Source organism: Pseudomonas violetae (assembly GCF_023072615.1).
Classification (GTDB): Bacteria; Pseudomonadota; Gammaproteobacteria; order Pseudomonadales; family Pseudomonadaceae; genus Aquipseudomonas; species Aquipseudomonas violetae.
This window is the reverse complement of record NZ_JAKNRW010000017.1, coordinates 21,637-35,317: the sequence shown is the minus strand read 5'-3', so window position 1 is coordinate 35,317 and position 13,681 is coordinate 21,637. Positions and strand designations below refer to the sequence as shown.

Here is a 13,681-nt window from a genome sequence, read left to right as displayed (position 1 = left end):
ACAACCGCAATCGCAGCGTTGAAAACGCCCAAAAGGAGCTTCGGATGAAACAGCTTTTCCTGGCATCACTGTTAGGCTCGACCATTGCCATGTGCACCGCCGCCATGGCGGCTGATGAGTTGAAAACCCTAGAGGCCGCAGCGAAGGCGGAAGGCGCAGTCAACAGCGTCGGCATGCCCGATGACTGGGCCAACTGGAAAGGCACCTGGGATGACCTCGCCAAGACCTATGGCCTGAAACACATCGATACCGACATGAGCTCCGCGCAGGAAATCGCCAAGTTCGCCGCCGAGAAAGACAACGCCAGCGCGGACATTGGTGACGTCGGTGCAGCTTTCGGACCGATCGCGGTCAAGCAAGGCGTGGTGCAACCCTATAAACCGACCACCTGGGACCAGGTGCCGGATTGGGCGAAAGACAAGGACGGCAACTGGGCGCTGGCCTACACCGGCACCATCGCCTTCATCATCAACAAGAAGCTGCTGCACGGTTCCGAAGCTCCGACCAAATGGGCTGATCTCAAGAATGGCAAGTACAAGGTCTCCATTGGCGACGTCAGCACTGCGGCCCAGGCGGCCAACGGTGTCCTGGCTGCCGCACTGGCCAACGGCGGTGACGAGAAGAACATCCAGCCAGCCCTGCTGATGTTTGCCGACATTGCCAAGCAAGGTCGCCTGTCGATGGCCAACCCGACTATTGCCACCATGGAAAAGGGCGAGATCGAAGTCGGCGTGGTCTGGGATTTCAACGGCCTGAGCTACAAGGCCAAGATGGCGAACCCGGATGATTACACCGTGTTGATCCCTTCCGATGGCTCGGTCATTTCCGGCTACACCACCATCATCAACAAATACGCAAAAAACCCTAACGCCGCCAAACTGACTCGCGAATACATCTTCAGCGATGCCGGCCAGACCAACCTGGCGCGCGGCAACGCACGCCCGATCCGCGCCGAACACGTGAAGCTGCCGGATGACGTCAAGGCCAAGCTGCTGCCGAACGAACAGTACAAAGGCGTGACGCCGATCAAGGACGCAGATGCGTGGGAAAAAACCTCGAAATCGCTGCCGCAGAAGTGGCAGGAAGAAGTGATTATCAATATGCAGTAATGCTGCATCCGTAGGAGCTGCCGCAGGCTGCGATCTTTTGAGGTTGTTTGAAAAAAACAAAAGATCGCAGCCTGCGGCAGCTCCTACACCGTTCAGCAATGACTTTGGAGTCAACGCCCCTATGAACCACAACGTCATCCTTGTCGTGCTCGACGGCCTCAACCATGAGGTCGCTCGCCAAGCCATGGGGCACCTGCAGGCGTATGTCGGCGCAGGACGCGCGGCGCTCTACAAGCTGGAGTGCGAATTGCCGGCGTTGTCCCGTCCGCTTTACGAATGCATCCTGACCGGCGTCACGCCGATCGACAGCGGCATCGTTCATAACAATGTCTCGCGCCTGTCCAACCAGCGCAGCATCTATCACTACGCCCGCGACGCGGGGCTAAAGACTGCAGCGGCGGCGTATCACTGGGTAAGCGAGTTGTACAACCGATCACCGTTCGTGGCCGCCCGGGACCGCCACACCGACGACCCCGATCTGCCGATCCAGCACGCGCACTTCTACTGGAATGACCACTACCCCGATTCACACCTGTTTGCCGACGCCGAACACCTGCGCCTGGGCCACTCGCCGAACTTCCTGCTGGTCCACCCGATGAACATCGACGACGCCGGGCACAAGCACGGCCTCGACTCCGCGCAATACCGCAACAGCGCCCGTTCCGCCGACATCATCCTCGCCGATTACCTGCAAGGCTGGCTTGACGCTGGCTATCAGGTGCTGGTGACCGCCGACCATGGCATGAACAATGACCGATCGCACAATGGCCTGCTGGCCGAAGAACGCGAAGTGCCGTTGTTCGTCCTCGGCGATGCCTTCAGTCTCGACGCCAATGCGTTGCCGAAACAGACCGAGATTTGCGGCACGGTCTGCGAACTGCTGGGCGTAGCCCACGACAAACCTGTGTGCCGGGAGTTGCTCAAGTGAATACCATGACTCGCGGCAAATGGTTGGCGGCCCTGTGCCTGGTGCCATTTGCCCTGTTCTTTATCGTGTTTCAGATTGCCCCGCTGACGTGGGTCATGATCAACAGCCTGGAGTCACAGGAATTTGGCTGGGGCCTGGCCAATTTCACGAAAATCTTCAATTCGAAGTTCTATCGACAGGCGATCCAGTACAGCCTGGAGATCAGTTTCTGGTCGAGCGTATTCGGCATTATCATCGCAGTGCTCGGCGCCTACTCCCTGGGCCGGGTCGACTCCAGGCTGCGGAACTTCGTCAATGCCTTCGCCAACATGACCAGCAACTTTGCCGGCGTGCCGCTGGCCTTTGCGTTCATCATCCTGCTGGGTTTCAACGGCAGCTTCACCATCCTGCTCAAGCAGGCCGGGATCATCCAGGATTTCAACCTGTACTCGAAGACCGGACTGATCATCCTCTACACCTACTTCCAGATTCCCCTTGGCGTGCTGCTGCTGTACCCGGCATTCGATGCGTTGCGTGAAGATTGGCGCGAGTCCGCCGCTTTGCTCGGCGCCAGCGGCTGGCAGTTCTGGCGTCACATCGGTCTGCCGGTGCTGACCCCAGCGCTGCTGGGCACTTTCGTGATCCTGCTGGCCAACGCACTGGGGGCCTACGCCACGGTGTACGCCCTGACCACCGGCAACTTCAACGTGCTGCCGATCCGCATCGCCGCCATGGTCTCCGGAGACATTTCGCTGGACCCGAACCTCGCCAGCGCCCTGGCCGTGGTACTCGTGGCGTTGATGACCCTGGTGACCATCGTGCATCAGTTGCTGTTGAAGAGGAGCTACCATGTCTCGCGCTGAACTGAGTCCCGTCGGCATCTACCACCGGGTTGTTGTGTACCTGCTATTTGCCATTCTATTGCTGCCCCTGGCTGGCACCCTGATCTATTCGATCGCCAGCAGTTGGTCGGCGACCATTTTGCCCAGCGGCTTTACGTTCAAATGGTATGTGCAATTGTGGAGTGATCCACGCTTCCTCCATGCATTCGGCCAGTCGCTGCTGGTGTGTGTCGGCGCGCTGATTCTGTCAGTGGTGCTGATCTTGCCGCTGTTGTTCGTGGTGCATTACCACTTCCCGAAACTCGACGCGCTGATGAACATCCTGATCCTGCTGCCCTTCGCGGTACCGCCGGTGGTGTCGTCAGTGGGGCTGTTACAGCTCTACGGCTCCGGTCCATTCGCGATGGTGGGGACACCGTGGATTCTGATCGGCTGCTACTTCACCGTGGCGCTGCCTTTCATGTACCGGGCGATCACCAACAATCTGCAAGCGATCAACTTGCGCGACCTGATGGACGCCGCCCAACTGCTGGGTGCCAGCACCTGGCAGGCGGCATTTCTGGTAGTCCTGCCGAACTTGCGCAAAGGCCTGATGGTGGCACTGTTGCTGTCGTTCTCGTTCCTGTTCGGGGAGTTCGTATTTGCCAATATCCTGGTGGGCACCCGCTACGAAACCCTTCAGGTCTATCTCAACAATATGCGCAACACCAGCGGCCACTTCACCAGTGCGCTGGTCATTTCATACTTCTTTTTTGTGCTGGTACTGACCTGGGTGGCCACTATTTTGAACAAGGACAAAAGCGAATGAGCTACGTCAGCGTCCAACATCTGGAGAAAAATTACGCAGGCACCACGGTGTTCAGCGACATCAACTGCGAAATTCACAAAGGCGAGTTTGTCACTCTGCTGGGCCCCTCCGGCTGCGGCAAATCCACCTTGTTGCGGTGTATCGCCGGGCTGACCCCGGTGGATGGTGGACAAATCCTACTGGACGGGGTTGACCTGGTCCCCATGAGCCCACAGAAGCGCGGGATTGGCATGGTGTTCCAGAGCTACGCGCTGTTCCCGAACATGACCGTGGAACAAAACGTGGCTTTCGGCCTGCGCATGCAGAAAGTCAATGCCGACGACAGCCACAAACGTGTCACCGAAGTGCTGGGGCTGGTGGAGTTGAACGATTTTGCGGCTCGTTATCCCCACCAACTGTCAGGAGGCCAATGCCAGCGCGTTGCCCTGGCCCGCTCCCTGGTAACGCGCCCACGGTTATTACTGCTGGATGAACCGCTGTCGGCGCTCGATGCGCGGATTCGCAAGCATTTGCGCGAACAGATCCGTCAGATCCAGCGCGAACTTGGCCTGACCACGATCTTTGTCACACACGATCAGGAAGAAGCTTTGACGATGTCTGACAGAATTTTCCTAATGAATCAGGGAAAGATCATACAAAGCGGCGATGCCGAAACCTTGTACACCGCGCCTGTCGATGTGTTTGCCGCCGGTTTCATCGGCAACTATAACCTGCTGGATGCCGACAGCGCGTCGAAACTGCTACAAAGAACGGTCACCGGACGCATCGCCATTCGTCCAGAAGCCATCGAGCTCAGGCTCAATGGCGAACTGGATGCCCAGGTACGCAGCCACAGCCTGCTGGGCAATGTGATTCGCTACAAGGTCGAAGCCCGGGGCGTGGAATTGGTGGTGGATGTGCTTAACCGCTCGGCCGCCGATCTACACCCCGATGGCCAGCGCCTGGCGCTTTCCATTGATCCGACGGCGCTGTGTGTGGTCGCATGAAGGCAGCTGCAAGCTGCAAGTTGTAGACTGCTGACCACCTGAATCCACTTCTTGCAGCGTAAAGCTGTTCTCGGAGATAACCCCACTGATGGCCCTGGCAATTTTTGATCTGGACGAAACCTTGATTCACGGCGATTGCGCCACCCTCTGGAGCGAACAGATGGGCCGGCTGGGCTGGGTCGATCCAGAGTCGTTCATGCGGCAGAACAACGAACTGATGGATGCCTACAGCCACGGCAAGCTGCAGATGGAGGACTACATGACCTTCAGCCTGGAGCCTATGATCGGCCGCACCCCTGAAGAAGTCGATCATCTGGTGGGGCCGTGGGTGGAGGACTATATCGAGCCGATCATCTTCAGCGACGCCACCAAGGCAATCGCGGCCCACCGCAAGGCGGGCGACCGGATCCTGGTGATCTCTGCCTCGGGCACCCACCTGGTCAGACCGATTGCCGATCGCCTGGGCATCGACGAGATTCTGGGGATCGAGTTGGAAGTGGCGCACGGCGCGTACAGTGGCAATACCATCGGCACCTTGACCTACCGCGAAGGCAAGATCACCCGATTGCTGGAATGGCTGGATGCCGAAGAAGAGAACCTGGAAGGCGCGAGTTTCTATTCGGACTCACGCAACGACCTGCCGTTGCTGCTCAAGGTGGATTTCCCGCACGTAGTGAACCCGGATCCGGTGTTGCTTGAGCATGCCGAAAAAGCCGGCTGGCCGATCCATATCTGGAAGTAACGCCCCCACGGTGGGAGCCGGCACAAAATGGCGGTGACGAATGGCATGGTTAAGACAGTTGCTCCCACAGGGGGCAGCGCCGGGCACAAGAATTACGCCGTACCTGCGGGAGCGTGTTCACTCCGGGGTCAGGTCAGGCTCTCGTCAATGACCAGCACCAGCTTCCCCGCCACCCTGTTACTCGCCAACTCGGCAAACGCCGCTTCCGCATCCTTGATCGCAAAACTCTTTGCCAACTGCGGACTCAACCGTCCTTCGGCAAACAGCGGCCAGACATGCTGATTCAAGTCGCTGAACAGGTCAGCCTTGAACTGATCATCCCTGGCGCGCAAGGTCGAACCCAGCAGCTGCACGCGCTTGGCCAGCACCTGCGCCAGGTCCAGCTTCGCCTCGCGCCCCCCCATCAAACCGATTAGCACCCAGCGGCCGTCACTCGCCAGCAGCTTGAGATTCAGCTCGGCGTAATTGCCGCCAACGGGATCGAGGATTACATCAAACGGCCCCAGGTCGCTCAAGCCGTCCAGATCACCGCCGCGGATCACCCCACCCTGGGCTCCCAGAGCCTCGCAGTAGGCCAAACGCTCGGAAGACCCGACGCTGACCCAGCACGGGTTGCCAAATGCCTTGCACAGCTGAATGGCAGCTGAACCGATTCCACTTGCTCCGGCATGCAGCAGAACTTTCTCACCGGGTTTGAGCGCCGCAAGTTGAAACAAATTCAGCCAGACAGTGGCATAAACCTCAGGAAGCACTGCCGCTTCGGCCAGGGACAATCCGTCCGGAACCGGCAAAACGTGCCGGCCGTCGACAACCACCTCTTCAGCCATCCCCCCCCCGGCCAGCAAAGCGCAGACGCGATCACCCACCTGCCACGAAGACCCCGGGCCCACCTCGCTGATGATCCCGGAACACTCTAGCCCGAGCACATGACTGGCGCCCGGTGGGGGCGGATACAGCCCCGCTTTCTGTAGTAAATCCGCCCGATTGAGTCCCGCAGCCGACACCTGGATGCGAACTTGTCCTACATCACAGGTAGGACTGGGCACTTGCCCCCATACCACTTGACCTTCCACGCCTTGCAATGCTTTCACAGTGCCTCCATAGTGAGTCTGGACTGAGCCCGTAGCTATAGCCTCGGGCTTTCTTGCATTATGCGACCGGCCCTCGTGGAACCGGCGACTTCAAAGACGGCCTAATATGCGTGATCAATTGTCCCCGCGTCGAATCAGCATGAAGCATTTTTTCCCCAGCACCGCCCTAGCTCTATTCATTGGTATCGGGCTGTTGCCGATGTCGACCAATTCGTTTGCAGCCAATAGCTGGGACAAGCTTCAGCCTGATCGTGACGAAGTGATCGCCAGCCTGAACGTCGTCGAGTTGCTCAAGCGCCATCACTACAGCAAGCCGCCGCTCGATGACGCGCGCTCGGTGATCATCTACGACAGCTACCTGAAGCTGCTGGATCCCTCGCGCAGCTATTTCATGGCCAGCGACATCAACGAATTCAACAAGTGGAAGACTCAGTTCGACGACTTCCTGAAAAGCGGCGACCTCAACGCCGGGTTCACCATCTACAAGCGCTACCTGGACCGCGTCAAGGCGCGTCTGGACTTTGCCCTTGCCGAGCTGAACAAGGGCGTCGACAAGATCGACTTCACGACCAAGGAAACCTTGCTGATTGATCGTAAGGACGCGCCTTGGCTCAAGTCCACTGCCGAACTCGACGACCTGTGGCGCAAACGCGTCAAGGACGAAGTGCTGCGCCAGAAGATCGCGGGCAAGGACTCCAAGCAAATCCAGGAAACCCTGACCAAGCGCTACAAGAATCAATTGGCGCGCCTGGACCAGACTCGTGCGGAAGATATCTTCCAGGCCTACATCAACACCTTTGCCATGTCCTACGATCCGCACACCAATTATCTGTCGCCGGATAACGCGGAGAACTTCGACATCAACATGAGCCTGTCCCTCGAGGGCATCGGCGCCGTGTTGCAGAGTGACAACGACCAGGTGAAAGTTGTGCGCCTGGTACCCGCTGGCCCGGCCGACAAGACCAAGCTGGTGGCTCCCGCCGACAAGATCATCGGCGTAGCCCAGGGCAACAAGGAAATGGTCGACGTGGTCGGCTGGCGCCTGGACGAAGTGGTCAAGCTGATCCGCGGCCCAAAAGGCACCGTGGTGCGCCTGGAAGTGATCCCGGCCAGCAATGCGCCGAACGACCAGACCACCCGGATCGTGCCGATTACCCGCGAAGCGGTGAAACTCGAAGATCAAGCGGTGAAGAAATCCGTCCTCAACCTCAAGCAGGATGGCAAGGATTACAAGCTGGGCGTCATCGAGATTCCTGCGTTCTACCTGGACTTCAAGGCGTTCCGTGCAGGCGATCCGGATTACAAGAGCACCACTCGCGACGTCAAGAAACTGCTGACCGAGTTGCAGAAAGAAAAAGTGGATGGTGTAGTCATCGACTTGCGCAACAACGGCGGTGGTTCCCTGCAGGAAGCCACCGAGTTGACCAGCCTGTTCATCGACAAAGGGCCAACCGTACTGGTGCGTAATGCCGATGGCCGGGTCGATGTCCTGGAAGACGAGAACCCGGGCGCGTTCTACAAGGGCCCGATGGCGTTGTTGGTCAACCGCTTGTCGGCATCGGCTTCGGAGATCTTCGCCGGCGCCATGCAGGATTACCACCGTGCGCTGATTATTGGCGGCCAGACCTTTGGCAAAGGCACCGTGCAGACCATTCAGCCACTGAACCATGGCGAACTGAAACTGACCCTGGCCAAGTTCTACCGGGTATCTGGCCAGAGCACCCAGCATCAGGGCGTCCTGCCGGACATCGACTACCCGTCGATCATCGACACCAAGGAGATCGGCGAAAGCGCGCTGCCGGAAGCAATGCCATGGGACACCATCAAGGCCGCCATCAAGCCGGCACCCGACCCGTTCAAGCCATATCTGGCGCAGCTCAAATCCGAGCACGACCTGCGTACCGGCAAGGACGCGGAGTTCGTGTTCATTCGTGACAAGCTGGCATTGGCCCAGAAGCTGATGGAAGAAAAAACCGTCAGCCTCAATGAAGCCGAGCGTCGCACTCAACACGCCGATATTGAAAACAAGCAACTGGTCATGGAAAACATCCGTCGCAAGGCCAAGGGCGAAGAGCCGCTCAAAGAGCTGAAGAAGGAAGACGAAGACGCCATCGCGGCGGAGCCGGACAAGACCAAACCTGAAGACGACGCTTATCTGAGCGAGACGGGTCGCATCCTGCTGGACTACCTGAAGCTCAATACTGCAGTGGCCAAGCACTAAGATGATGGCGATATAAGGGCGACGCTCTGCGGAGCGTCATCAAACAGTCATCATTCTGTCGTGAAATACGGGATCGGACACGCGCTTGACCAAGCGCTCGTCCGGTCCTTTTTTTTCGCCAGAGATTGCCATGACCACGACCGAACAGCTGAGCGCACTGGGTTCTATACTGACTCAGGGTGGATTGCACAGCCTGTTCCAGCCGATTGTCTGCCTCTCGGAAAAACGCGTGATCGGCTATGAAGCCCTCAGTCGCGGCCCGTCCAACAGCCCCCTGCACTCCCCTCTCGCATTGTTCGCTGTGGCCCGCCAGGCAGGCCGCCTGAGCGAGCTGGAGATCGCCTGTCGCGAGAGCGCCTGCCGACGCTTTAACGACCAGCAGCTACCGGGCAAGCTGTTCCTTAACGTCTCGCCAGAATCCCTGCTGGAGGCCGCACATCAACCCGGGCGTACGTTGCAACTGCTGCAGGATTTCGGGATTCCGCCGAGCCAGGTGGTGATCGAACTGACCGAGCAGACCCCGACTGATGACTTCCAGCTGTTACAAACCGCCTTGCATCATTATCGGGCCATGGGTTTTTCAATTGCCCTGGATGACTTGGGCGCAGGGTATTCCAGCTTGCGACTGTGGTCCGAATTGCGCCCTGACTATGTGAAGATCGATCGGCACTTCATCGACGGCATTCATCAGGATGCGCTCAAACGGGAATTCGTCGGCTCGATCCTGCAAATCGCCAAGGCCTCCCGTGCGCAGGTGATCGCCGAAGGCATCGAGTTGGTGGAAGAACTCGCGGTGTTGACGGAGATGGGTGTCGACCTGGTTCAGGGTTACCTGCTGTGCCGCCCTCAGGAACAACCGCCGCGGGATGCCCGCAAAATGCTGCCCAAGCATGACAGCAATGCCGTAGCGCTTAACGACGAAGGCTGCGACCTCAGTGCCCTGCTCAATGAACAACCGGCAGTGGCCCGCGACACGCCGACAGCCAGCGTGCTGGAAGCCTTCAGGCGCCAGGCCAACCTCAACTCCCTGGCAGTGCTGGACGCCCGGGGCCATCCCTGTGGCATCGTCCACAGGCACTCCCTCTCGGACGTACTGCTCAAACCTTTCGCCACCGACCTGTTCGCCCGCAAGCCAATCAGCCGCCTGATGAGCGATGACTTTCTTGCCGTGGAGATCACCCAATCGCTGCAGCAGGTCAGCCGGCTGATCACCAGCCGGGCGAGGCAGCGCATCGAAGAAGATTTCATCATTACCCACGAAGGCGCGTATGTGGGACTGGGCCGGGTGATCGACGTACTGAAGCTGATCACCGAACTGAAGATCCAGCAAGCCCGTTACGCCAACCCTTTGACCTTGCTACCCGGTAATGTGCCGATCCAGCAGTGCCTCACGCGTTTGCTCCAGCAACAACGTGAATCGGTGATCTGCTACGTAGACATCGACAGCTTCAAGCCCTTCAACGACATCTATGGCTACGGTCGTGGGGATGAAGTGCTGTTGTGCCTGGCGCAATGCCTGAATGACCGCGTGGACCCCTCCCGCGACTTTGTCGGACATATCGGCGGCGATGACTTCCTGCTGGTACTCGGACCGGAAGACTGGCGCAACCGCTTGAACCAGCTGCTGGATGATTTCCAGCGCCAATGCCGGCGCTTCTACCGCAGCGAACACCTGGAGGCGGGCTGCTTTATCGCCCCGAACCGCCAAGGTGTGCGCCAGGAGTTTGCCCTCCTGTCATTGTCAATTGGCGTGGTGCACCTGCATCCACAGGCGTGCGAACAACTCGATGCGAGCCAATTGGCGGAGATGGCATCCCAGGCCAAGCACCACGCGAAGGATGTGCCGGGGTATAGCGTTTATTTGATTGATAGTCTGATGGTGTCCGGGCGGGCGCCTTCGCGGGCAAGCCCGCTCCCACAGGGATCTGTATTGGTAAAGGGTTTTGCAAACGACACATAAACCTGTGGGAGCGGGCTTGCCCGCGATGGCGTCAGACCAGCCACTAATTACCCAAAGGACCGCGAGACGCCAAATCCTGCAATTTGGTCTCAGCCAACGGATGCCCTGCCTTCGCTGCAATCCCCCAGAACCGCGCCGCCTCCACCGGATCCGGCGCCTTGCTCGCTGTCCCCGCCAGGCTGAACACGCCTACCTGATACGCAGCCTTGCCATCCCCCGCCAACGCAGCCAGACGCAACAATCGCACGCCTTCCTCACGAGCGCCGAGGCCGACACCACGAAAGGCCAGGATGTGCCCATAGAAGCTTTGCGCCCCTACATCACCCAGGTTGGCCATGCGTGCGAACTGACCTTCGAGCCAGCCCCACCCCCGGGGCTGGCGCACGAACCACGACCAGTGAAACAGCCGGCGGGCCAGCCAGTAGCCGGCCCGAGCCTTGAGCTTGAGGAACACTCAGGCCTCTGCCGATTCGGGGTATTCGTACTCAAACACCCGAACCACCTCCGAAGCGTGCCAGGAGGCGGCGGCAACACCATCCGACGGCCCGGAAAAACGCCCAAGGCGTTCAACACATTCGAAAAAACCGGTACGTGGCAAGCGGCTGGCACCCTGGCTGATCACCAGCGAACTGCGCAATGGCTGTTCCGCCCTGGCGTCCAGAGCGGCCAGGTGCTCAAGTGCAGCGGTCAGGGTTTGCATGGCAGGGGTCGGCAGCTGCAATCGCTCCAGCAATGCACGATAAGTCAGCAGATGGCGCTGGCGTCGCGCCTGATCCAGCTCCCCCAGCAACCCGTCCCAATGTTGACGACTGATGCGTACGCTCACGATTCGTCCCTCCACCCTGGCACAGTCAATTCCCAGGCCAGACTGCGGCGAATCGCAGCGTCGGGTAGACGCTCGCCACTTTCAATCAAGGCCAGATAAGACGGGCTGATGCCTACCGTGCGGGCGAGCGCCTCAATGGCGATGCCCTTTGCTTCGCGCAAACTGCGTAGTTGATCCAGACCTGGAAGAATCTGGTCTGGGTTTGCCACGGGAGGTTGTGGTGCGACCCGCGGCGGTGGTTGGTCGATACCTGCTGCTTTTAGTAAAGCCTGGTACTGAGCCCACGGCAAAACCGCATATTCGGGCTCGCCTTCGCGTGTGATTATCTGAATATCCATGACTTCCCCGTAGGACAACGACACTTTGCGAGTCGGCACTTTTCCCTTGAAGTGTAATCCTAACAGCGACCACGGTCGCGGACCAAGGTCACGAGGTGCATGAATATAGGCACAATCCTCTATCAGATCATGGTTTTTCCGGGTTTTGCAGCTGAAGTTGCTCAGGTGTATCGGGCAGCCGCTCAACCACTGCCAGCTTCTCCGGCAACTGGCGCTTGCGCCAGGCACGGAAGGCAGACAGTTCGTCATCCAGCACTTTCATCAACCAAGCCAGCACGGCGATGTCGTCGAGCATGCCGAACACCGGAATAAAATCCGGAATCGCGTCTACCGGACTCAGGAAATACATCAAGCCGGCCACCACCGAAATCAACGCTTGGGGGCTGATGGCACGGTACTCTCCTCGCCAATAGGCCAGGCACAATGCCTGCAGCAGGCGCAGGTCTTCCTTGAGTTTGCCCAGGCGGTTGCCCTGGCTGGCACCTTTGCTGGCGACAGCGAACAGCAAGGTTGGCAGACGGCCGCGAGCAAGCAGTCGTCCGGCCAGTGGCAGGAAACGGGCAAAGTTCCAGGGTGCTTTCATATTTCCTCCCGCTGAAATGTTATCCACACAAATTGTGGATAACCTTGTGAACAGAGCTGCATTTTGCCGCTGAAGCCCCCGTTTTATAAGGGCTGAACTCAGATCGGGCGTTTTTTACTCACATAAAAAAACCCAATATTTCATTGACTTGGCGCCCCGGCGCGGATAGCACAGCCGTCTTCAATGGCTATGACTGCAACCTGCCCTGTCCGTTCGTTTTGTTTGCGATCTTCGAATCCCGAATGCAACAACGCCCCGCATGAGCGAGGCGTTGATTCACAGCAGACGCAAATTACTTGGCTGCGTCTTCCTGTTTTGCCGGATCCTTGATCGCCAGCAGTTCCAGGTCGAATACCAGCACCGAGTTGGCCGGGATTGCCGGGCTTGGGCTTTGCGCGCCGTAAGCCAGTTCGCTAGGAATGTAGAGCTTGTACTTCTCGCCTACGTGCATCAATTGCAGGCCTTCGACCCAACCCGGGATCACACCGCTGACCGGCAGATCAATCGGGCTGCCACGCTCGACGGAACTGTCGAACACGGTGCCGTTGGTCAGGGTACCGGTGTAGTGCACAGTCACTACGTCGGTCGGCTTGGGCTGGGCGCCGTCGGCTTTCTTGACTACTTCATACTGCAGGCCCGAAGCAGTGGTGGTGACACCCGCTTTCTTGGCATTGTCTTCGAGGAATTTTTTGCCAGCGGCTGCTGACTCTTCGCTCATTTTGGCCATGCGCTCTTCAGCACGCTTCTGCAGCGCAGCGAAGGCTTCGACCAGTTCCTCATCCTTCAGCTTCTGTTCTTTCTTGCCAACGGCATCTTCGATGCCCTGGGCAACGGCTTTGGAGTCCAGATCATCCATGCCTTCCTGAGCCAGACTCTTGCCCATGTTCAGGCCAATCCCGTAGGAAGCTTTTTGCGCCGGGGTTTTCAGCTCTACGCTGGTCTGCGAATCACAACCCGCAAGTACCAGGCCAACCAGGGCCACCGCCGCCGCCAACCGATGCTGTTTCATGCTATTTCCTTGTTCATGCGCCTAAAGGGCAATCGAATAAAGCCGCGAGCTTATCAGGCGGCCACGACCAATGGCTACCGGCATGAGAGCAGGAAACATCTGATAAGTTCCGGTGTTGTAACGCATTTCGGCATTCGGCAGGTGAAGCTTCTGTCATCTTCTTCCCACGACGACGATTGCTCTGCGCGAGTGCAATGACGCTGACACGACAAAAACCAAATCGCAGACGAAAAAAAGCCCGCAATAAGCGGGCTTTTCC

The 13,681-nt window shown here is 58.6% G+C and carries 14 protein-coding genes; 8 read left to right on the top strand and 6 right to left on the bottom strand.

Features of this window, described 5'->3' with window-relative positions; genetic code table 11:
• The first annotated feature begins 44 nt into the window (after positions 1–44).
• The 6 genes from L9059_RS18800 to L9059_RS18775 all read left to right on the top strand — a co-directional run bounded on the left by L9059_RS18800 (position 45) and on the right by L9059_RS18775 (position 5,394).
• Entirely contained in the window at positions 45–1,109 is a 1,065-nt protein-coding gene (locus L9059_RS18800) for an ABC transporter substrate-binding protein (protein ID WP_247292441.1), read from the top strand.
• Positions 1,110–1,230: 121 nt separating this feature from the next.
• Entirely contained in the window at positions 1,231–2,037 is an 807-nt protein-coding gene (locus L9059_RS18795) for an alkaline phosphatase family protein (protein ID WP_247292440.1), read from the top strand.
• A gap of 5 nt (positions 2,038–2,042) precedes the next feature.
• On the top strand, positions 2,043–2,879 hold the full coding sequence (locus L9059_RS18790; RefSeq protein WP_247292512.1) for an ABC transporter permease: 837 nt from the start codon (positions 2,043–2,045) through the stop codon (positions 2,877–2,879).
• Positions 2,866–3,666: an ABC transporter permease gene (locus L9059_RS18785; RefSeq protein ID WP_247292439.1), complete on the top strand. Its 801-nt coding sequence runs from the start codon at positions 2,866–2,868 to the stop codon at positions 3,664–3,666. The genes L9059_RS18790 and L9059_RS18785 overlap by 14 nt, the downstream gene beginning before the upstream one ends.
• Positions 3,663–4,652 carry an ABC transporter ATP-binding protein gene (locus tag L9059_RS18780; RefSeq protein ID WP_247292438.1) on the top strand — a complete coding sequence of 330 codons (990 nt, stop codon included), beginning with the start codon at positions 3,663–3,665 and terminating at the stop codon, positions 4,650–4,652. Before L9059_RS18785 ends, L9059_RS18780 begins: the two co-directional genes overlap by 4 nt.
• Before the next feature lie 88 nt (positions 4,653–4,740).
• Positions 4,741–5,394 (top strand): HAD family hydrolase, encoded by a 654-nt coding sequence (locus L9059_RS18775; RefSeq protein WP_247292437.1) that lies wholly within the window; start codon positions 4,741–4,743, stop codon positions 5,392–5,394.
• Positions 5,395–5,522: 128 nt separating this feature from the next.
• Here L9059_RS18775 and L9059_RS18770 read toward each other — a convergent pair whose 3' ends face one another.
• Positions 5,523–6,485, bottom strand: a complete 963-nt coding sequence (locus L9059_RS18770) for a zinc-binding dehydrogenase (protein WP_247292436.1) — start codon at positions 6,483–6,485, stop codon at positions 5,523–5,525.
• Positions 6,486–6,624: 139 nt separating this feature from the next.
• Here L9059_RS18770 and L9059_RS18765 point away from each other — a divergent pair, with 139 nt between their 5' ends.
• Both L9059_RS18765 and L9059_RS18760 read left to right on the top strand, forming a co-directional pair.
• The gene (locus L9059_RS18765; protein WP_247292511.1) at positions 6,625–8,706 is read left to right on the top strand and encodes a carboxy terminal-processing peptidase; all 2,082 of its coding nucleotides are present in this window, start codon (positions 6,625–6,627) and stop codon (positions 8,704–8,706) included.
• A 130-nt stretch (positions 8,707–8,836) separates the two neighbouring features.
• A complete protein-coding gene (locus tag L9059_RS18760; RefSeq protein ID WP_247292435.1) occupies positions 8,837–10,666 on the top strand; it encodes a bifunctional diguanylate cyclase/phosphodiesterase in 1,830 nt (609 codons plus the stop codon).
• 43 nt (positions 10,667–10,709) lie between these two features.
• On the opposite strand, the gene L9059_RS18755 is transcribed toward L9059_RS18760, so the two are convergent.
• The 5 genes from L9059_RS18755 to bamJ form a co-directional block, all read right to left on the bottom strand.
• The gene (locus tag L9059_RS18755) at positions 10,710–11,120 is read right to left on the bottom strand and encodes an SEL1-like repeat protein (protein ID WP_247292434.1); all 411 of its coding nucleotides are present in this window, start codon (positions 11,118–11,120) and stop codon (positions 10,710–10,712) included.
• On the bottom strand, positions 11,121–11,492 hold the full coding sequence (locus L9059_RS18750) for a hypothetical protein (protein ID WP_007898892.1): 372 nt from the start codon (positions 11,490–11,492) through the stop codon (positions 11,121–11,123).
• The gene (locus tag L9059_RS18745; RefSeq protein ID WP_247292433.1) at positions 11,489–11,830 is read right to left on the bottom strand and encodes a helix-turn-helix domain-containing protein; all 342 of its coding nucleotides are present in this window, start codon (positions 11,828–11,830) and stop codon (positions 11,489–11,491) included. Before L9059_RS18745 ends, L9059_RS18750 begins: the two co-directional genes overlap by 4 nt.
• 127 nt (positions 11,831–11,957) lie before the next feature.
• Entirely contained in the window at positions 11,958–12,413 is a 456-nt protein-coding gene (locus L9059_RS18740; protein ID WP_247292432.1) for a YkvA family protein, read from the bottom strand.
• A gap of 292 nt (positions 12,414–12,705) precedes the next feature.
• A complete protein-coding gene (gene bamJ, locus L9059_RS18735) occupies positions 12,706–13,422 on the bottom strand; it encodes a BamJ family beta-barrel-assembly machinery protein (RefSeq protein WP_247292431.1) in 717 nt (238 codons plus the stop codon).
• Positions 13,423–13,681: the final 259 nt, after the last annotated feature.

Bases quoted from the DNA above. Each gene is read 5' to 3' on its own strand.
- L9059_RS18780 (WP_247292438.1), top strand. From the start codon at position 3,663: ATGAGCTACGTCAGCGTCCAACATCTGGAGAAAAATTACGCAGGCACC.
- L9059_RS18785 (WP_247292439.1), top strand. From the start codon at position 2,866: ATGTCTCGCGCTGAACTGAGTCCCGTCGGCATCTACCACCGGGTTGTT.
- L9059_RS18800 (WP_247292441.1), top strand. From the start codon at position 45: ATGAAACAGCTTTTCCTGGCATCACTGTTAGGCTCGACCATTGCCATG.
- L9059_RS18790 (WP_247292512.1), top strand. From the start codon at position 2,043: ATGACTCGCGGCAAATGGTTGGCGGCCCTGTGCCTGGTGCCATTTGCC.
- bamJ (WP_247292431.1), bottom strand. From the start codon at position 13,422: ATGAAACAGCATCGGTTGGCGGCGGCGGTGGCCCTGGTTGGCCTGGTA.
- L9059_RS18795 (WP_247292440.1), top strand. From the start codon at position 1,231: ATGAACCACAACGTCATCCTTGTCGTGCTCGACGGCCTCAACCATGAG.
- L9059_RS18745 (WP_247292433.1), bottom strand. From the start codon at position 11,830: ATGGATATTCAGATAATCACACGCGAAGGCGAGCCCGAATATGCGGTT.
- L9059_RS18740 (WP_247292432.1), bottom strand. From the start codon at position 12,413: ATGAAAGCACCCTGGAACTTTGCCCGTTTCCTGCCACTGGCCGGACGA.
- L9059_RS18775 (WP_247292437.1), top strand. From the start codon at position 4,741: ATGGCCCTGGCAATTTTTGATCTGGACGAAACCTTGATTCACGGCGAT.
- L9059_RS18765 (WP_247292511.1), top strand. From the start codon at position 6,625: ATGAAGCATTTTTTCCCCAGCACCGCCCTAGCTCTATTCATTGGTATC.
- L9059_RS18760 (WP_247292435.1), top strand. From the start codon at position 8,837: ATGACCACGACCGAACAGCTGAGCGCACTGGGTTCTATACTGACTCAG.